Source organism: Nocardia sp. NPDC055321, from assembly GCF_053645575.1.
Map to the genome: position 1 here is coordinate 77,615 of NZ_JBSHMS010000003.1, position 19,094 is coordinate 96,708.

At 70.3% G+C, this 19,094-nt stretch carries 14 protein-coding genes; 8 read left to right on the forward strand and 6 right to left on the reverse strand.

The features are described 5' to 3' along the window. The first annotated feature begins 253 nt into the window (after positions 1 to 253). On the forward strand, positions 254 to 1,120 hold the full coding sequence (locus ACWIGI_RS05230) for a tyrosine-protein phosphatase (protein WP_454201096.1): 867 nt from the start codon (positions 254 to 256) through the stop codon (positions 1,118 to 1,120). 61 nt (positions 1,121 to 1,181) lie between these two features. Here ACWIGI_RS05230 and kstD read toward each other — a convergent pair whose 3' ends face one another. The 3 genes from kstD to ACWIGI_RS05245 form a co-directional block, all read right to left on the reverse strand. After that, positions 1,182 to 2,867: a 3-oxosteroid 1-dehydrogenase gene (gene kstD / locus ACWIGI_RS05235; protein WP_454201097.1), complete on the reverse strand. Its 1,686-nt coding sequence runs from the start codon at positions 2,865 to 2,867 to the stop codon at positions 1,182 to 1,184. Positions 2,868 to 2,917: 50 nt separating this feature from the next. Continuing rightward, positions 2,918 to 3,505, reverse strand: coding sequence for a TetR/AcrR family transcriptional regulator (locus ACWIGI_RS05240; RefSeq protein WP_454201098.1), 588 nt, complete (start codon positions 3,503 to 3,505; stop codon positions 2,918 to 2,920). Between the two features lie 217 nt (positions 3,506 to 3,722). Beyond that, on the reverse strand, positions 3,723 to 4,160 hold the full coding sequence (locus tag ACWIGI_RS05245; protein WP_454201099.1) for a TY-Chap domain-containing protein: 438 nt from the start codon (positions 4,158 to 4,160) through the stop codon (positions 3,723 to 3,725). Positions 4,161 to 4,363: 203 nt separating this feature from the next. On the opposite strand from ACWIGI_RS05245, the gene ACWIGI_RS05250 reads away from it, so the two are divergent. The 4 genes from ACWIGI_RS05250 to ACWIGI_RS05265 all read left to right on the forward strand — a co-directional run bounded on the left by ACWIGI_RS05250 (position 4,364) and on the right by ACWIGI_RS05265 (position 9,366). Continuing rightward, positions 4,364 to 5,278, forward strand: a complete 915-nt coding sequence (locus tag ACWIGI_RS05250) for an oxygenase MpaB family protein (RefSeq protein ID WP_454201100.1) — start codon at positions 4,364 to 4,366, stop codon at positions 5,276 to 5,278. An 86-nt stretch (positions 5,279 to 5,364) separates the two neighbouring features. Continuing rightward, positions 5,365 to 7,017: a CocE/NonD family hydrolase gene (locus tag ACWIGI_RS05255; RefSeq protein WP_454201101.1), complete on the forward strand. Its 1,653-nt coding sequence runs from the start codon at positions 5,365 to 5,367 to the stop codon at positions 7,015 to 7,017. Beyond that, positions 7,014 to 8,381, forward strand: coding sequence for a M20/M25/M40 family metallo-hydrolase (locus tag ACWIGI_RS05260; RefSeq protein WP_454201102.1), 1,368 nt, complete (start codon positions 7,014 to 7,016; stop codon positions 8,379 to 8,381). The genes ACWIGI_RS05255 and ACWIGI_RS05260 overlap by 4 nt, the downstream gene beginning before the upstream one ends. A gap of 148 nt (positions 8,382 to 8,529) precedes the next feature. Next, on the forward strand, positions 8,530 to 9,366 hold the full coding sequence (locus tag ACWIGI_RS05265) for an alpha/beta hydrolase (protein WP_454201103.1): 837 nt from the start codon (positions 8,530 to 8,532) through the stop codon (positions 9,364 to 9,366). A 141-nt stretch (positions 9,367 to 9,507) separates the two neighbouring features. On the opposite strand, the gene ACWIGI_RS05270 is transcribed toward ACWIGI_RS05265, so the two are convergent. Then, the gene (locus ACWIGI_RS05270) at positions 9,508 to 10,953 is read right to left on the reverse strand and encodes a metallopeptidase (protein ID WP_454201104.1); all 1,446 of its coding nucleotides are present in this window, start codon (positions 10,951 to 10,953) and stop codon (positions 9,508 to 9,510) included. Between the two features lie 175 nt (positions 10,954 to 11,128). Further along, the gene (locus tag ACWIGI_RS05275) at positions 11,129 to 13,135 is read right to left on the reverse strand and encodes a protein kinase domain-containing protein (protein WP_454201105.1); all 2,007 of its coding nucleotides are present in this window, start codon (positions 13,133 to 13,135) and stop codon (positions 11,129 to 11,131) included. Positions 13,136 to 13,377: 242 nt separating this feature from the next. On the opposite strand from ACWIGI_RS05275, the gene ACWIGI_RS05280 reads away from it, so the two are divergent. The 3 genes from ACWIGI_RS05280 to ACWIGI_RS05290 all read left to right on the forward strand — a co-directional run bounded on the left by ACWIGI_RS05280 (position 13,378) and on the right by ACWIGI_RS05290 (position 15,971). Next, positions 13,378 to 13,716, forward strand: coding sequence for a glyoxalase superfamily protein (locus tag ACWIGI_RS05280; protein ID WP_454201106.1), 339 nt, complete (start codon positions 13,378 to 13,380; stop codon positions 13,714 to 13,716). Positions 13,717 to 13,785: 69 nt separating this feature from the next. Continuing rightward, positions 13,786 to 15,249 carry a hypothetical protein gene (locus tag ACWIGI_RS05285; protein WP_454201107.1) on the forward strand — a complete coding sequence of 488 codons (1,464 nt, stop codon included), beginning with the start codon at positions 13,786 to 13,788 and terminating at the stop codon, positions 15,247 to 15,249. Further along, positions 15,246 to 15,971, forward strand: coding sequence for an ESX secretion-associated protein EspG (locus ACWIGI_RS05290; protein WP_454201108.1), 726 nt, complete (start codon positions 15,246 to 15,248; stop codon positions 15,969 to 15,971). The genes ACWIGI_RS05285 and ACWIGI_RS05290 overlap by 4 nt, the downstream gene beginning before the upstream one ends. 73 nt (positions 15,972 to 16,044) lie before the next feature. Here the strand turns inward: ACWIGI_RS05290 and ACWIGI_RS05295 are convergent, their stop codons facing one another. Next, positions 16,045 to 19,059 (reverse strand): bifunctional [glutamine synthetase] adenylyltransferase/[glutamine synthetase]-adenylyl-L-tyrosine phosphorylase, encoded by a 3,015-nt coding sequence (locus ACWIGI_RS05295; RefSeq protein ID WP_454201109.1) that lies wholly within the window; start codon positions 19,057 to 19,059, stop codon positions 16,045 to 16,047. Positions 19,060 to 19,094: the final 35 nt, after the last annotated feature.

Below are 19,094 nucleotides of genomic sequence, written 5' to 3' on the forward strand. Positions count from 1 at the left end.
AAACTCGGCCGCGGCGCCGGGCGTGAATCGCAGGCTCCGGTATATTCTATTCCTGTTCGGAATATGCTGAGCCATAGTGTTTTTCGAAACATTGCGCGATTTTCCCGGCGCCAGAGTCAATCTCGATGAGTGATCGCCGAGTCCCGCTGAGCGAAGCCTTTACCCGGTATCGGACGCGAGCTGGTAAGCCGCTCATACTGTCTCGCGGGTGAGATATTTTTCTGATTCACGAGCGAGAAAATCGCTCGGCACAATGATATTCGCGTTGTTCGTCGCCGTCGGCATGGCCCTGGTCTGGGTGGGCGGCACGGCCGCCGGCGCGCCGGCCGCAGGGGGTCCGGCGCGCATCGACCTACAGGGCGCGGCGAACGTCCGGGATCTGGGCGGCTACCGCACCTACGACGGCGCGAAGGTCAAGGCGGGCAAGATCATCCGCGCCGACGCGCTCGCCAAACTGACCGACGCCGACGTGCAGAAGCTGGGCACGCTGCGGTTGCAGACCGTGATCGACCTGCGGGTGCCCAGCGAGGTACAGGCCATGGGCGCGGACCGGCTGCCGAACGGGGTTCCGCTGGTGGCGCGGCCCATCCAGGACAACGGCATGTTCGCCAAGATGTACCAGGCCATTTCGTCCCGGGATCCGGTGCAGCAGCAGGCGCTGCTGGGCGACGGTAAGGCCGAGACGATCATGCGGGACATGTACCGCAGCTTCTTCGACCCCGATTCGCTGGCGAAGTTCGGCCAGACCGTGAAGGATCTGTCCACCACCGGAACCGCCACCCTGTTCCACTGCACCGCGGGCAAGGATCGCACCGGCTGGCTGTCCTACGTGGTGCTGCGCGCGGTCGGCGTGCCGGAATCGGTGGCGCGGCAGGACTATCTGCTGTCGAACCAGTATCGGGCCGCGGCCGACGCCGCACTGCGGGCGCAGCTGAAGCAGGGCGGCATCATGCAGAACCCGGACCTGCTGATCCCGCTGCAGGAGGTGCGGACCGAGTACCTCGACATCGCGGTGGCACAGATCGAGGAGCGGTTCGGCGATTTCGGCGACTTCCTCACCGAGGGCCTCGGGCTCGACGCCTGGACCATCGTGAAACTGCGGAAGAACCTGGTGTCCTGACCCGAATCCCGGCCGAAGGGCCCTCGCGCGTCGCGGCGCGCGAGGGCCCGATTCGCCTGTGTCAGTGCCGCTTCGAGACCCCGGCGGCATCGAGGGCCGCCAGGTAGCCGAACACCAGCGCGGGGCCGATGGTCGCGCCGGGCCCGGCGTAGGTGTGGCCCATCACCGGAGAGCTGGCGTTGCCCGCCGCCCACAGGCCGTCGATGACCGAGCCGTCGGCCCGCTGCACCCGGCCGTCGACGTCGGTGACCAGGCCGCCCTTGGTCCCGAGATCGCCGGGCACCATCCGCGCCGCGTAGAACGGGCCCTGTTCCAGCGCACCGAGATTCGGGTTCGGGGTGTGCCGAGGGTCCCCGTAGTACCGGTCGTAGGCGCTGTCCCCGCGGCCGAAGTCCGCGTCCTTACCGTCCGCGGCGAACCCGTTGAACCGGGTGACGGTGGCGCGCAGCCGATCCGCGGGCACCCCGATCTGCTCGGCCAGCTCCTCGAGAGTCGCCGCGCGTTTGACCGCACCCTCCTTGAACCATCGGCCGGGCAGCGGCTGCCGCGGCGCGAGCCCCGCGAACAGGTATCGGTTGCGGTACCGCTGATCGAAAACCAGCCAGGCGGGCAGGTTCTCGGCGATGCCCTCGCCCTGTCCGTTCTCCCCGCCGTACATCCGATGGGTCGCCTCGACATAGGGCAGCGATTCGTTCATGAACCGCTCGCCGCGCTCGTTGACGATGATGCTGCCGGGCAGGTTGCGCTCGGCCAGGCAGAACCAGGGCCGGCTCGGCAGCGGGATGGACGGCCCCCACCACGCGTCGTCCATGAATTCGACAGCGGCGCCCAGCGCCTGGCCCGCCCGGATGCCGTCCCCGGTGTTGGCCGCGGCCCCCACGGTCCATTCGACGCCGATGGGCTGCCGCTGGAACTGCTTGCGCATGGTCTCGTTGTGCTCGAATCCGCCCGCGGCCAGGATGACCCCGCGGCGCGCGGTGAGTTCGACCTCCACACCGTCGCGCAGGACGACGACGCCGCTGACCCGATCGTCGGTGGTACGCAGCTCCACGAGCGGGGTGTCCAGCCACAGCGGCACCTCGGCGCGCTGCAGTCCCGCCCGCAGCATGGCGCTGAACGCCTGCCCGCGCGCGAGCAGATGCTGGCGCAGCACATGGCCTTTGAGCCAGCGCGCGGCGATCCGCAGGCCGCGGAACGGCGCGCGCGGATTGCGCAGACCCAGATGCATCTGCCGGAAGTCGGCCTGGGTCGCGACGAAGTTCCGGGGTCCGGGAATGTAGTCCGGCTCCAGGTTGGCCAGTTCCGCGCCGAGCTTGCGGCCGTTGTACGGCGTCGGCTCGACCGAGCGCCCGTGCGCCCGGCCGCCCGGAGCCTCCGGGTAGTAGTCGGAATAGCCCGGGACCCACTGCATTCGGAGTCCGGCGTGCTCCACCAGGAAGTCGAAGACCTCCGGCCCGCGATCGATGTAGGTGTCGATCCGCGCGGGGTCGACCTTGTCCCCCACGATGGCGTGCAGGTAGGTGCGCGCGTCCTCGAGGTTGTCGGCCGGCGCGTCCCGGAGCAGCGCGGAGTTGCCCGGAATCCAGACGCCGCCGCCCGAGCGCGCGGTGGAACCGCCCCAGTGCCTGGCCTTTTCGACCACGAGGGTGGACAGACCGTGGTGCGCGGCGGCCAGCGCGGCCGCCATTCCGGCCGCGCCGGAGCCGACGACGATCACGTCGTAGGCGTCCGCATCGTTGTGCTGCATGACTGGTGAACCCCCAGGGTTTTCGAAAGGTGGAGAGAAAGAGAGGTGGATCAGGCGCGCCAGCGCTCGTCGAGGACCGCCGCGAGGGCGCCCTCGACGCACACCAGGAGCGAGGCTTCGCGAGTTCCGGTGGCGCGCAACCACTGCAGGTAGCCGTATTCGGCGGCCGCCAGCATGAGGTGCACCAGGAGCCCGGGGTTGCTGTCCAGGACGGGATCGCGCGACATGCGCCGCGCGACCAGCTCGACCAGCCGGGTGCGGTGTTCCGGCGGGATCAGCGCGACCCGGTCCAGCAGGTGGGGCGCGGTGGCGAAGGCGGCGCGCCACTGTTCGAGCTCGGCGGCGGCCAGGGTGGTGGATCGGATCTCGATCGCCCGGGCCAGCGCCACGTCGGCGGACTCGCTGCTCGGCCTGTCCTCGAGCAGCGCGGCGATACCCGCGCCGCCCTCGCGGACCGGGTCCAGCAGCAGGTCCTCCTTGCTGCGAACGTGCCGGAAATAGGTACTCGGTGAGATTCCGGCGGCGGCGGCGATCTGTTCGGTGGTCACCTCGTCGAAACCCCGCCGGGCGAACAGTTCGAAGGCCGCGCGCTGTATGTCGGCTCGAACCTGCCGTCGTTGCCGTTCCCGCAGGGACATCGGCACTCCTGTCGTTCGTCGCGCGGCCGGGGAGTCGTGCACTGTTCACGACGAGCCGCGCAGTGAAAGAATGTCCCTTTATGACAGAAACTGTCAAGTCGAAACTTGCTCGCGAGTTGACCGGGAGTCCCGGGGCAGGCGTCGGCAACCGCGCGGCGATCAGCGCCGCGCGGCTCGGTCTTTCCCTACTCGGAGCGAAAACCCCCGGTCACCAGGCTCAGCCGAGGCTCCGGGGCACGATGGAATCGAAGGCGCTCAGATCCAGATCGTCGGAGGCCTCGGTCCAGCCGGTTGCCCGCAACTGATCGGGCGATTCGATACCGAGCGCGTCCCGCAGGCCGATCACGACCGACCGGGCCAGTTCCTCCAGGCGCACGCGGGAGATCGGCCACAGCAGCGAGCGCCGCCAATTCTCGACCTCCCGGCGCAGAACGGGCGCGGACCAGCCCAGGTCACGGAGTTTCTGCGCGGCGGCTTCCGGAATCGGTTCCGCGAGATAGTAATTGCCGGTGAGTTCGGCGGAGAGTTTGATGTCGAACTGCTGGAATTGCACGTAGCGATTTCCGGTGGCCGCGATGACGAGCGTGGCCCGGGACGGTAATTGCGACAGACATCGTGCCAGCGCCTGCGCGAACGCGTCCCATTCGGTTGTCACATCGCGCTCGTTCTGTTCATCGCCGCCGATCATACGCCGACGAATCAATCGCGTCACCGGAAAATGTTGGCGCACTTGGGCATCGACGGCGACTCCGATGTGACGGTTGCCAGCGCCCCGAGATGATGAGAAGATTCGACCACAATCATCTCATCCTGTCGGAGTGTGGCGCTCCACCAGGACCGTGATCAAAGGAGATCACCATGACCGCCGCCGTAGCGCCGATCGATCACGCGTCCGGAGCCGGCCGCCCCGAGCGCAAGGTCTTCACACCCGGAACCCGCATGTGGGAGGACACCGGACTGATCACCTTCTCGCTCACCGCCGGGTCCGCGTTCCTGCTGCAGACCATGGAACCCAGTATCGCCGCGGTCGTCGACGAGCACTCCAGTTTCCGCACCGATGCCCTGGGCCGGGCCGCCCGCAGCGTCGCCTCGGTCATGATGTGGATCTACGGCGGGGAGGAGGCCCTCGCCGAGGCCGAGCGACTCCGCTCGATGCACGCCACCCTGAATTCGACCGACGCCCGGGGCCGCAAGCACCAGGCGCTGGCCTCGGGACCGTGGGCGTGGGTCCTGCACACGGCCGTGCACGCCTTCGTCGAGGGCAACAAGTACTTCTCCGACAACAAGCTCACCACGGCCGAGAAGGAGTCGTACTACCAGGAGGTCGTGCAGCTCATGCGCAATTTCTCGGTGGCGCCCAAGGAGATTCCCGCGACCTACGCCGAATGGGAGCCGTGGTTCTACGACCAGGTCGAGAACCACCTCGAGGCCACCAACGTCGCCTACGACTACCTGCGGGTCATCCGGACCCTCGCCCCGCCGAAGCAGGTCCCGGCCGTCCTGCACCCGCTGTGGAACGTCGCGGCCACCCCGCTGGGCAAGATGCAGTACTTCTTCACCGTCGGCACCACACCGGAGAACGTCCGCGCCAAGCTGGGGCTGACCTGGACCGAGAGCGATGAGCGCAAGCTGCGGGCGCTGGGCTGGGTCATCGGCCGCACCATTCCGCACCTGCCCGAACGCGTCCGCTACTTCCCCATCGCGTACGAGGCCCGCCGCGTCGAGCGCGACCGCGCCCGGCTGCGCAAGATGATCAACCTGCGGCCGGTGTAACCCGGACCGGCCCGATCACTCGGCGAGCCCCCGGATTCCGGGGGCTGGTCGAGCGCGGCGCGAACCGGCAGGGTCAGATGGTGATCATGCGGATGGTGTTGTGGCGCGCCCTGGTCGGACTGTTGCTGGTGCTGGGGGCACTGGTCGCGCCCGGGCAGGCGGCGGCGGAGACCGGCTACCAGTGGCGGCAGGAGTACATCACCACCCCGGACGGGACGCGCCTGCACGTGGACGTGCTGCGCCCCGCCGGCATCGCCGACGATGTGAAGACGCCGGTCATCATGACCGTCAGCCCGTACCGCGCGCACCTGGCCTACCTGACCCTGCCGCGCCCCGAGGGCGGGCCGTCGGTCGAGAACCTTCAGGTCGAGACGTTCCTCGACGCCGGATACACCTACGTGATCGTGGACATGCGCGGCTTCGGCGGATCGAACGGCTGCCCGGACTACGGCGGGCCGGGCGAGCGTCAAGATGTGAAGACCGCGGTGGAATGGGCCGCGGGGCAGCCGTGGTCGACGGGCAAGGTGGGGCTGCACGGAATTTCCTACGAGGGCTGGACCGGTTTCATGGGCCTGGTCGAGAAGCCGGCGGGACTGGCCGCGGTGGCCTCCTTCGCACCGGTGGTCGACCCGTACTCGTACCTGTACATGCAGGGGCAGGCGTGGAAGTTCTCGGGCAAGCCGATCACCGAAACCGGCATCCGGCCCGGCGATCTCGCGGGGATAGAACATCTGCTGATCGCGACCACGCCCGCGCACTGGGAGGACTCTGCCGAATACCGAACCAACGCGGTCACCATCGATCCGGCGTGCTACCAGGGCTACCTCGACGGCATCATGAACCACGACGGCACCACCGAGTTCTGGCGCGAGCGCGACATGGTGGAACGCCTGCGGGGCAACACCATTCCGCTGTTCCTCGGACAGGGATTCCTGGACTACAACACCCGCGCCGATCGGGTCTTCGAGGTCTGGAACGCGCTCGGGCCCGGTGAGCACAGGGCCTGGTTCGGGCAGTGGGGACACCGTGACTGCGCCACCAAGTGCGGGCGCCCGACCTTCACCGAGGAACTGCTCGCCTTCTTCGACAGACACGTCGCGGGGAAGGACGTGACGGTCCCCGGACCGCGAATCACCGTGGGGCAGTTCGACGGCGGCTGGCGGTCCGAGACCGCGTGGCCCCCGGCCGACAATCGAACGGTGACCGTTGATCTGAAGACCGGCAGCTACCTCGATCGCGGGTTCGTGACCGGGCCCGATCGCGAGATCTGGACCGTCACCCAGCCGCTGGAACACGACGAGCACCTCGCGGGCGCGGCCGCGGCGACCCTGACCGTGGACGGGCCGAGCGGGGCGACGGTCGCGCTCGAGCTGTACGACGTCGCGCCCGACGGGCGGGCCACGGTCATCACCCGCGGCATCGCGCCGGTCACCCCCACCGCGCAGGTCCGGATGCTCGCGCAGGACTGGCCGCTGGCCGCCGGGCATCGGATCGGGGTGCGGATCACCAACGTGGTGGACGACATGTGGACCCACACCCCTACGCTGTCCCGGGTGACGGTGACCTCGGCGCAACTGCGCCTGCCGCTGATCGGCGGAGTCCGCACGGCCGATCTGCCCGGCACCATGGCCGAGGGCATTCCCAAGTGGCGCGCGGAGAAGGCGGTCACACTGGCACCGGCCCTGATCGCCGATACTCAGGTGAGGGCCGACTTCCCACCCCGGACAGGTGATCGATGACTCAGACCGCACCCGGCGCCACGACCGTGGACGACGCCACCGCCGAACGCCTCGCCGTCGCGCTGCGCTGCGTGACGGTGTCGCGCGAGGACGCCGCCGAGACCGACTACAGCCAGTTCGACCGGCTCGCAACACATCTGGAGGAGTCCTTCCCGCTGGTGCACGAGCGGCTGGAACTCGAGCTGTTCGGGCACAGCCGGCTGTACCGCTGGGCGGGCAGCGCCGGCACCGGGCGCACGTCGGCGATCCTGCTGGCGCACATGGACGTCGTACCGGTGGACGATGTGGATCGCTGGACGCATCCGCCGTTCGCTGGAGCGGTGGACGCGGAATTCATCTGGGGGCGCGGGGCCATCGACGACAAGAGCCGGGTGCTGGCGCTCCTGGAGGCGGTGGAATCCGCGCTCGCGGCCGGTGTACAGCCCAGGGACACGGTGTATCTGGCGTTCGGGCACGACGAGGAGGTGTTCGGCGATCAGGGCGCGGTGCGGATGGCCGCGCACCTGCGCGACGCGGGCGTACGCGCGGACCTGCTGCTCGACGAGGGCGGGGTGATCACCACCGGGATGGCCGACGGGGTCGACACGCCCGTGGCCACGATCATGGTGGGCGAGAAGGGCTATGCCACGGTCCGGCTGTCGGTCTCGGCGACCGGCGGGCACTCCTCCATGCCGGGGCGGCAGACCGCGGTCGGGCAGCTGGCCCGGGCGGTGGCGCGGGTGCAGGACAACCAGTTCCCGCTGCGGCTGACCCCGGTGACCCTGGACATGCTCACGCGGCTGCGCGAGTTCATGGCCGAACCCCGGCGCAGCCTGCTCTCTCTGGCGCGGTTCCTCGCACCCGCGGTGACCCGCATCATGGCCGCTCGGCCGCAATCCGAGGCGCTGGTGCGCACCACGACCGCGCCGACCGTCATCCGCGGCGGCGTGAAACCCAACGTGCTGCCGCAGCAGGCCGAGGCGTTCGTGAATTTCCGTATCCTGCCCGGGGATTCGGTGGCCGACGTCCTCGCGCACTGCCGCAAGGTGATCGACGATCCCGAGGTCGTCGTCGAACTGGCCGGCGCCACCTCCGAGCCCTCGGCCGCCCCCGCCGCCGGCCCCGCCTTCGACCTGATCGCCGACGTGGCGCGGGCGACGGTGCCCGGCATCGCCGTCACCGTCGGCCTGGTCCCCGGCGCGACCGACTCCCGCCACTACGACGATCTCGCCGGAACCCGCTGCAATTTCGCCCCGATCACCCTGACCGCCGCGGACCTGGAACGCATCCACGGGACCGACGAACGCATCTCCCGCGAGAACTACGCCCGGATCATCACCTTCAACCGCCTGCTGATCGACCGCCTCGCCGAGTCTGCGGACTGACGGGCGGTTCCGGCGCACCCTATGGTGCGGTTGGGCGGTGGTTCGGGGGCGAGTGCGCGAGAATGGCTCGGCTGGGGCGTGACAAAGCGGGCGAAACGGTCCGATATGCGCGCCGGCGGCGGCGACCACCGAACCGAGAGGGACGAGGATGACCCGGAACGAGACCGGCGAGCTGCAGGGCACGGGCGGGCGCGTGTACTGGCAGGCGTGGCTGCCCGACGGCGACCCGCGCGCGGTGGCGGTGATCGTGCACGGGTACGCCGAGCACTCGGGGCGGTACGCCCACGTGGCCGCGCGACTGAACGAGGCCGGCTTCGCGGTGTACGCGCTCGATCACATCGGGCACGGGCGCTCGGCCGGCGGCAAGGCGAACATCGAATCGCTCGACGGCGCCGCGGACAATGTCGGCGTGCTGCTGCGCCTGGCCACGGACAAGCATCCCGGGCTGCCGCGATTCGTCATCGGGCACAGCATGGGCGGGCTCACCGTGGCCTACTGGGCCACCCGTGCGCCGATCGAGGTCGACGGCATCGTGCTGTCCGCACCGGCGATCGTGGTGGACGCGGGCAACGCCGTGCAGAAGCTGCTGGCGCCGGTGATCTCCAAGCTGGCCCCGAATCTGCCCGTGGTGCAACTGGATTCGAAGCTCGTGAGCCGCGACCCGGAGGTGGTGCGCGCCTACGACACCGACCCGCTGGTGTTCCACGGCAACGTGCCCGCGCGCACCGCGACCGAAATGCTCAGGGCCGGGCAGTTCGTGCAGGCGCATCTGGATCGGCTGACCGTGCCGGTGCTCGTGCAGCAGGGCCTGGCCGACGGCCTGGTCTCCCCCGTCGGCGCGGACCTGGTCGAGCAGGGCGCGGGCGCGGCGGACAAGACCGTGCTGCGCTACGACGGGCTGTACCACGAGATCTTCAACGAGCCGGAGCAGGACAAGGTGCTCACCGATACCGTGCAGTGGCTGGAAGCGCACCTGCCCGGGTGAGCGGTGCGCGGTGCGCTACAACGCCGTTCTGCACGATGAACGGCTGCGGGCGGGTGGCCACGCCGCGCAGCGGTCGTGCGGCACACGGCACGCGGCACGCGGCACGCGAAGCGGCGGTAGGCCCTGGCGGTGGTCCCGCTCCTACCGGTACGTGCTGAGGCAGGCCGCGTCGCCGTCCAGGACGCCGGTGCGGAACGCCTCCAGCCGCACGAACCCGCTCGCCACGACCTCGCCGTTGACATCGGAGGCGGCCAGGCCGTCGGCGAGGAGTCCGGAGACCGCCTCGTCGAGATCGTCGGCGGCCAGCTGTAGCGTCCGGCCCGGGCGGCTCAGGCTGGTCGTGAACGCGCCGGACAGGCAGGCCGCGCGCAGGCCCGCGGTCTCCGCGCCCGTGATGTCGAGGTCGCGTTCCCGTTGCACGGCAAGGGTGTACCGGGAGATGAACACCACGAAGGCGTTGTAGTCGCCCGCGACGGTCGAGGGCAGCAGCTCGCCCTCGCCCTGGCCGCGGGCGCGTTTGGCCAGTTCCGGCACGTCCGCGCCGATCGTGTTGGTGGCGGGACAGAACGAAACGGGTTCCGTGGCCGTGACATTCGAGCAGCGCCTGCTCACTCCGGCGTAGTCGTACACCGGGGCCGTACGCAGCGGGTACACCTGGGCCAGGGCTTCGGTGAGCAGATCGAGCGAGTTCCGGTTCACCGCGAGCTGGGTTTCCTGTTCGCCCGGCTCGAAACTGATGGGCAGGGTGCCGCGCCGCTGTGCCAGTTCCTCCCGTGAGATCCGCGTACACGCCTGCGCGCCTTCGGTGTAACCGATCTGCACCGCGGTCACGCGCTCGAACGCGGTGCCGTGCTCGTCGACCCCGGACGCGCCGGGTTCCTGATCGCGCACCGCGATGGTCGCGCCGAGCACATCGTTCAGGCCGTCGGTGGTGTTGATGGTGAAGTGCCGCGAATCCCCCTCCGCCACACGGCGTATGAAGACACCGGCGAAACAGTCGGCCTGCTGTTCGCGCACCACCGTCGGGGTGAGCATGCCGTTGAGCCCGGCCTGGGCCTGGATCGAGTGACCGTACTCGTGGGCCAGCACCATCACCACCGACATCGGGCCGAACTTGCGGATCAGTTCCGGCAGCAGGACGCCGCGATCCCAGCCGATGGAGGAGTCGAGGCCGCAGAACGCGGCGTTGATCGACCGAAAGGTGCTGGTGCGGCAGAACTGTGGGGATTGGGCGCGCGCCGCGGTGGAGTCCCAGGACAGGAAGCTGCTCACCGGGGTGAACGCACCCGGCATCGTCCGGCCGTACTCGCGCTCCCAGTACTCCTGGAGGTCGGCCAGCGCGTTGAGCGCCAGCCGATCGACCGCGCCGCCGTCCCCGTTCGCGGCGGTGAGCGTCGCGTCCGGCACGCCCGGGCGTTCACCGCTCGGTCCCGTGGTCGAGGCCGAACCGTCCAGCTCGAAGGGATTGTCGACCCGTTCCGAAACCCGTTGTGTCCCCGGCACTCGCACCGATTCACAGCCGGTGAGCGCCAGCCCCGCCAGCAGTAGGACGGCGGCCAGACCCGCCCGGCATCGCGTGACCCGCATCTCGCCTCCCGAGGAAAGCCCCGGGCCACCCGCGGCCCGGCTCTCGTGACGGCGAAGGTTCAGCCGCCTCCCCGTCTACGAGTATCCGCCGCGCGGGGCGCTCGAAGGCCGAGTCTCGCAATACTCGAGAGCGAAATCTCACCGCGCGGCACGGAACTCGGCGACCGCGCGGAATTCAGAGGCGCAGCTTCGCGATGACGGCGCGATGATCGGTGTCGGGAATGCTGATCGAGCGCACCTCGGTGGCGTGCCCGCCCGCGACCAGCACCCGGTCGATGCCGATGAGCGGGAGGCGACCCCACGCCTGATTGTCCGGCCACGTCGGCAGCACGCCGACACCGAGGAGTTCGGCGGAGTCGGCGTACCTGCCGCGCAACAGATCCCGGAAGGCGGAGTGGTCGTAGGTGGCGTTGAAGTCGCCGCCCACGATGACCCGGCCGGGCTGCTGGTCCAGCACGTCGCGCACCTCGCGCATATCGCTCTGCCACACCGGGTAGTTCAGGTTCGGCGGCACGGGATGGAACTGGAACACGGTGATCGGACCGCGGTCGGGGTGAATCATGGTGGCGCGAATGCTGTTGTGGGACAGGTTCGGAAGCTTGCTGGAATCCTGCAGCGGGTATTTGCTGTAGACCCCGGAGCCGAGGCCGCCGGGGGCCGGTTCCACGTGGTAGTAGGGCAATTCGGCTTCCAGGCCCGCCGTGCGCAGGCGTGCCAGGGCCTCGTCGGTGAGCTCGACGAGGGTGAGCACCTCCACCTTGTTCTCGCGGACCGCCTGCACGATGGCGCCGGCGTCGGCATGGCCGAACAGGATGTTCGACTGCATGACCGTGACGTCGATACCCGGGGGCGCGGCGCCGTCGGGCACGAGCATCGGGAGCTGGGTCCACAGCGCCATGGCGACGGCGGCGAAAGCGCCTGCGGCGCTGCGCCATTGCCTGACCAGCAGGAACAGTGCCAGCGCCAGCACCGAGCCCAGCATGAAGAAGGACGCGAACGAGGCGGCCAGCACCAGGTACTGCGAGCGCCACGACGCGTAGTGCAGGCCGATGCCGCCCACGCCGACGATCAGTGCGAGCCAGCCCAGCACCATGGCGATCCAGGTGAGCACGCCGCGTCGGCGGGCGGGTGGCGGGGGCGCGGCCGGGGGCTCCTCCGGGCCGCGAGCGTCGGCGCGCTCGGTCGGCGCGTCGGCGGGCCAGTGGCTGCCGCCGCCCGAGAACGAGTGCGCCGCGACCAATTCCGCTCCGACCCTGGGCAATACCGTCGTCACCGCCCCGGCGCCCTCCAGGGCCGGTTCGGCGGCGGGCCGCTGCGCGGTCCGCGGCACGCCCTCGATGGGCAACCCGGCCAGGGCCTGCCGCGCGGCGGCGGCGAGTTCGCCGCAGGTGGCGAAGCGCTCCTCGGGTTCCTTGGCCAGGGCGGCGGTCACGACGGTGTCGAAGCCGGCGGGCAGCTCCGGGCGCCGCGCACTCGGCTGTGGGACAGACAGATTCAGGTGACCGTGCAGCAGCTGCCCCGGACTGTCGCCCGCGTACGGCGCGGCGCCGGTGAGCAGGTGGTACAGGGTGCCGCCGAGGGCGTACACGTCGGTCCGGGCGGAAACGGCGGTGCGAGTTTCGAATTGCTCCGGGGCGGCGTAGCGCAGGCTGGCGTAGAGCTGTCCGGTGCGGGTCGCCTCACCGACGTGATCGAGCACCTTCGCGATGCCGAAGTCGGCCAGGAAGACCTCTTCGCTCGCGCCGCCGGACAGCAGGATGTTGGCGGGCTTGACATCTCGGTGCAGCACACCGGTCGCGTGCGCGCGGTCCAGGGCCTTGGCGACCTCGGTGACGATCCGCACCGCGCGTTCGGGCGGTACCGGGCCGGCGGCGAGCACGGCGGCCAGGTCGGTGCCGTCGACGTACTGCATGGCCATCCACAGCTGCCCGCCCTCCTCGCCGCGCGCGAAGACCGCGACGATGTTGGGGTGCGACAGGCGCGCCACCGTATCGGCCTCGCGCAGGAAGCGCGATCGCACGTCGGCGTCATCGGACACGGACGGTCCAAGCACCTTGAGCGCGATCATGCGGGGTAGATCCCGGTCGTGCGCGAGGTAGACCTCGCCCATACCGCCCGCCCCGATCAATCGCTCGATTCGATATCCAGCGAATACCTGACCCTGTGCCAGTACCCGACCCACCGCAACACCTCCACCTGATCGCCGCCAACCCTACTGCACCGCCCCGGGCGCTGACCTGCGCGTGAAGCGCCGCGACGCGGGCGCGGGGACGCGCGGCACCCGCAGATTTCGCCCGGCGGGCGTCGGTGCCCGGGAGCGGCGTTCCCGGCGGTGGCGCATCGGGCCGCAGTATCCCGTCACGCACAACCGACGCCCTCCCCCGACGAACCCGGAGATCGGGCCTCGCATGCAAGGATTCGCTCATGCACGAGGAAGTCATCCCGGTCCTACGAGTTGCCGACGCCGCCGCGGCGGTGCGCTGGTACGAACGCCTGAATTTCACCGAGCAGTGGGTTCACCGATTCGAACCAGGCTTCCCCGCCTTCGTCGAAATCGCCCGGGGGCCGGTCAAACTCTTCCTCTCCGAGCACGAAGGCGACGCCCGCCCCGACACCCTGGTCCATCTCCGCGTACGCGATATCGACGCGGTGGCCGCGGAGTTCGGTGTGCCGGTGGAGACCATGCCCTGGGCGCGCGAGGTGGAGCTCACCGATCCGGACGGCAATCGCCTGCGCATCGGAACACCTTTCGAGCAGGAGTAAGCGGGTCGGAGCGGGTGGGGGAACCCGGTCGGGGTGCAGTGCGTCCAATCTCGTGAACGGACGTCCCGGTTGGGGAATGGACTCGGTGGGGAGGGCGCGGTGGAGGCCGAGGCGTGGCGAGAACGGGCGCGACGGGCGCAGGCCGGGGCCGAGCGGGAGCAGGGGCGGGTCCGGCACGGGGATGTCGATCCGGACTACATTCGCCGGCTCGAGCACTTCCCGGGGTTCTCGCACGCGGAGATCTACGCGGCCGTGCAGGCCATGGATCCGGGAGCCATGCGGGGGCTGGCCGACGAGTGGACCGGGATCGCGGATGGATTGTCCGGGGCGGTGTTCGCGGTGGGCGCGACCACCGAGGCCGCGCTCGCGGAGGAGATGGCGGGCCGGATCGCGGACGCCGCGACGGCGGCGGTACGCGAATTCGTGCTGGAGGCAATGGACGTGGTGGGCGTCGCGCACAGTGCCGGGCACCGCATCGTCGCGGCGGCCGCCGGCGCCGAGGCGGTGCGGCGGAGCGTGCCGCCACCGCCGGAGGACACGGTGGGTGCGACCGCGCCGCACGTGGCCATGCTGATCGGGGCCGCGCCCGAGGACGCGCACGAGCTGCAAGCCCGCAGGGAAGAGCTGTACCGGGAGGCGCTCGCGGCGCTGGAAGCGAACTACGTGACGACGTATCCGCCTGCGGGATCGGGGGTTCCGGCCTTCGGGCCGGTATACGCGCCGGGGGCGGGCAGCGGGGGCGAAGGAGCCGGGAGCGCTGCGGGAGGTGGGGCCTGGGCCGGAGGCGGGGCCGGGAACCAATTGTTCGGCGGGGGCGAGTCTCTCGACCGAATGAGGGCGTCTCGGGTCTCGCCGAACCCGGCAATGCCGGGAGAACGAGCCCTGCCGGGCACCGACAGCACGATCGACGGTGCGGAGTTCGTATCCGGTAGCCCCGTCGAAGACGAATTCGATTCGGTAGCTGCGATTTCCGGCGCGGAGACCACGGGCAACGAAGCTGCCGGGCAACCAGCCGACGGGCAGACCCGCGCCGCGTTCGTGTCCGGCACCGATGGGAGCCCCGAACGCGCGGAGCGATCCAGCCCCGGCCGGGACCCCGTTCCCGGCTCGCCAGCGACACCGGGTCTTCCCACGGCGCCGGGCTCTCCCACCTCACCCGGGTCCCTCCACCGACCGTCGCTGCCGGTCCCCGGGACGACGCCAGTCTCCCCCGGCACCGGATCACCACCGTCCGGCGGCCCGGGCCGCAGCTACCCGGCTCCACCGAACAGCGGGCTCCCTTCTCCCGCAATCTCTTCCAGCCCCGCCGCCCGGTCCGTTCACCCCGGCATGGGTTTCCTGCCCGGCATGTACCCACCCGGAGCCCGCGGCGCCTCCGACACCGACGCCGACCACAAAGCCCCCACCTGGCTGATCAGAAGTCGCGAAGCCGAACTCCTCGGCTCCCCGCCCCCACATGTCCCACCGGTACTCGGCTCCGAAATCCCCTCGGCCCGATCCGGTCTCGCCGACGACCCGGACACCCGGCCGTGAGTTGGACCTTCACCCCCGAAGAGTTCGCCCACATCTGGCGCGAAACCCGCCACGACCGCTACCCCTTCCCCCTCCACATCCGCACCGCCACCCGCTGGCGTTCCGACCACCACCACCGAACCGAAGCCCTAACCACCCGCTTCCCCCTGGCCTCGGACCCCGCCCTGACCGCCGCCCTCCGCACCGCCACCCACCCCCGAATCACCCTGGCCCTGACCACGGTCCACCACCCGCTCCGCGCCCACGCGGCCCTCTCCGGCCCGCAAGCGGTCACGATGGTCCAGCACCCCACCAACGGTTCCGACCCGGATGGCGGCCGAATCACCATCGAATCCATCACCCCCGCCCAGGTACCGACGTCCTTAGCCGCGCTCCTGGCCACCGTCCCCGCAGGCAGCCACCTGTCCGGTCCCTACTCGATCGAACTCGATGCCCTCGCGCCCCGTCCCCTGCCGCTCGCCCGCCCACGGGTCCTGTACTCCGAAGACCACGTCCGAGATCTATTACTCCTCCCTCGAACCGGTCAGGGCCACATCACATCTCGTCGAACGGCTCGAAATCCACCGGCCGCCCCACCCGGCAATCACCTCGGCTGGCTCGACACGGCCGAGGACGGCCGCTACCTCTACCATCTGACCGCCACACACCTGCACATCCGCCCCTGCCCGCCGAAGGCACTGATCGACCACTTGGCCCGCATGTGCGCACCCGCGCCGGAGTGACCCGGCGGATCGCCGACCCGCAGAGCACGCTCACGCGACCTGTATCTCGACGACGCGGCCCGGTCCCCGACCTCTACTCCCCGCCGAAAACCCTCTCCACCACCGTCTTCGCGCGCCTGGTCACGCGCATGTAGTTGTCCAGGAACTCGCTGCCGTCGTCGTTCGGCCAGCCGGCGACCCGGGCCACGGCGGACAGCAGGTCGCCGGGGCCGGGGAGCTGGTCGGCGGGCTTGCCGCGCACCAGGACCAGGGCGTTGCGGGCCTTCGTCGCGGTGATCCAGGACTCGCGCAGCAGCTCCACGTCCTCGGCCTCGACCAGGCCGGCGGCCTCGATCGCGTCCAGCGACTGCAGGGTGGAGGTGTTGTGCAGGGCGGGCACCTCGTGGGCGTGCTGCAGCTGCAGCAGCTGCACCGTCCATTCGATGTCGGCCAGGCCGCCGCGGCCCAGTTTGGTGTGGGTGGCCGGATTCGCGCCGCGCGGAAGGCGTTCGGAGTCGACCCGGGCCTTGATGCGGCGGATCTCGCGCACACCCTCGGGGGACATGCCGCTCGCGGGGTAGCGCACCGGGTCGACGGTGTGCAGGAACCGCACGCCCAGCCCGGGATCGCCGGCGACCTGGCGGGCCCGCAGCAGCGCCTGCACCTCCCAGGGCTGCGCCCACTGGGAGTAGTACGCGGAGTACGCCGCCAGGGTGCGCACCAGCGCGCCGTTCTTGCCTTCGGGCCGCAGCCCCGCGTCCACCTGCAGCGGCGGATCGGTGCTCGGCGCGCCCAGCAGCTTCTGCACCTGCTCGGCGACGCCGATGGCCCACTTCACCGCGACCGTCTCGTCCGCTCCGGGCCGGGGATCGCAGACGAACAGCACATCGGCGTCCGAGCCGTAGCCCAGTTCCATCCCGCCGAGTCGGCCCATGCCGATGACGGCGAAATCCGCGGGCGCGGGCCCGCCCAGCTCGACCTCGCTGCGCCGGATCACCGCCTGCAGCGCGGCCTCGAGGGTGGCGATCCAGACCGAGGACAGCGCCTTGCACACCTGCGGCACATCGAGCATGCCGAGCACGTCGGCCGAGGCCACCCGCGCCAGCTCGTGCCTGCGCAGCGACCGCGCGGTGGCGACCGCGCGCCGGGGATCGTCGTAACGCTTTGCCCCGGAGAGGATTCCGCGCGCGACATCGGCGGTGTCCGGGGCCAGCAGCAGCGGGCCGCTCGGGCCGTCCGCGTACATGCGGATGGTCTCGGGCGCGTTGATGAGCAGATCGGGCAGATAGGCCGACGAGCCGAGCACGATCATCAACCGCTGGGCGACGGCGCCCTCGTCACGGAGTTCGCGCAGGAACCAGATCTCGTTGTCGAGCCCCTCGGACACCCGCCGGTAGGCGAGCAGTCCGGCGTCGGGATTCGGTGTCTCCCCGAGCCATTCGAGCAGCGTCGGCAACAGCAGCGCCTGGATGCGCCCCTTGCGCCCGACCTCGTTGGTGAGCGCCTTGAGATGCCCGAGCGCGTTCTCCGGCGCGCCGTAACCCAGCGCCGCGAGCTGACGCACCGCCGCCTGTGGGCTCAGCCGCAGCGAGTCCGCGTCCAGGCGCGCAACCGATTCCAGCAGCGGCCGGTAGAAGAGCTTGGCGTGCAGCCGCCGCACCCGCACCGCGTTGCGCCGAATCTCGCTGGTGAGCACGCCCACCGCGTCCTGCCTGCCGTCGGGACGGATATGGGCGGCGCGGGCGAGCCAGCGCATGCCCTCCTCGTCCTCGGGCGCGGGCAGGGTGTGCGTGCGCTTGAGCTTCTGCAACTGCAGCCGATGTTCGAGCAGGCGCAGGAATTCGTAGGAGGCGGTGAGGTTGGCGGCGTCGTCGCGGCCCACGTAGCCGCGCGCGGCCAGGGCGGTCAGCGACTCCACGGTGCCCTGGGTGTGCAGGGTCTCGTCGGCCTTGCCGTGCACCAATTGCAGCAGCTGCACCGCGAATTCGACGTCACGCAGACTGCCGTGGCCGAGTTTGAGTTCGCGCTCGCGCAGGTCCGCGGGCACCAGGTCCTCCACCCGCCGCCGCATGGCCTGCACGTCCGCCACGAAGTCGGGGCGTTCGGAGGCCGCCCACACCATGGGCATGAGCGCGGCGCGATACTCGTCGCCGAGGGTGAGATCGCCGGTGGCGGGCCGCATCTTGAGCAGCGCCTGGAACTCCCAGGTGCGCGCCCAGCGCTTGTAGTACGCCACATGCGATTCCAGCGTGCGCACCAGCGCGCCCGCCTTGCCCTCGGGCCGCAGCGCCGCGTCGACCTCGAAGAACGCCGCCCCGCCCACGCTCATGGTCTCGGCCGCCAGCCGGGTCGCGGTGGTGTCCGCGGGCTCGGCGACGAAGATGACGTCCACGTCCGAGACGTAGTTCAGTTCCCGCGCACCGCATTTGCCCATGGCGATGACGGCGAGCCGGCCCGGTACCGGCCGATCCGGGCACACCCGGGCCACGGCCACCGACAGCGCGGCGGTCAGTGCCGCGTCGGCGAGATCGGTGAGATGGCGGCCCACCTGCTGGTAGGGCAGCACCGGCTCGTTCTCGACGGTCGCCGCCAGATCGATGGCGGCCAGCAGCATGAGCTGATCGCGATACCGCTTGCGCAGCAGGGCAACAGCCTCCGGGCCGGCGATGCCCGCGCGGAACAGCATCGGCCCGGCGTGCTCGCCCTCCTCCGGAACCGCCCGCACGACCTCGAGAATCTCGGTCAGCACTTCGGCCGCGGTCGGCAGCTCCCGGCGCAACAGCAGACGCCACGCCTGCGGGTCGGCCACCAGGTGGTCGCCGAAGGCGGTGGAGGAACCGATCAGCGCGAACAGCCGCCCGCGCAGCGAGGTATCCGAGCGCAGGGTCGAATCCAGCGCGGCCCAATCGCTTCCGAGCTGCTCGCGCAGCCGCATGAGCGTCGTGAGCGCCAGATCGGCGTCGGGTGAGCGCGAGAGCGCCCACAGCAGCGGGACGCTCTCGACGTTGTCCCACGCCAATTCTCGCAACGAATCGGCGGCCGACGGCTCGAGTAAACCGAGTCGTCCCACACCGGGAACAGCCGAACGGACAGTCGGGGGCCGGACCATGCCATCAAATTACATGTCACATCCCGGACGGTCGT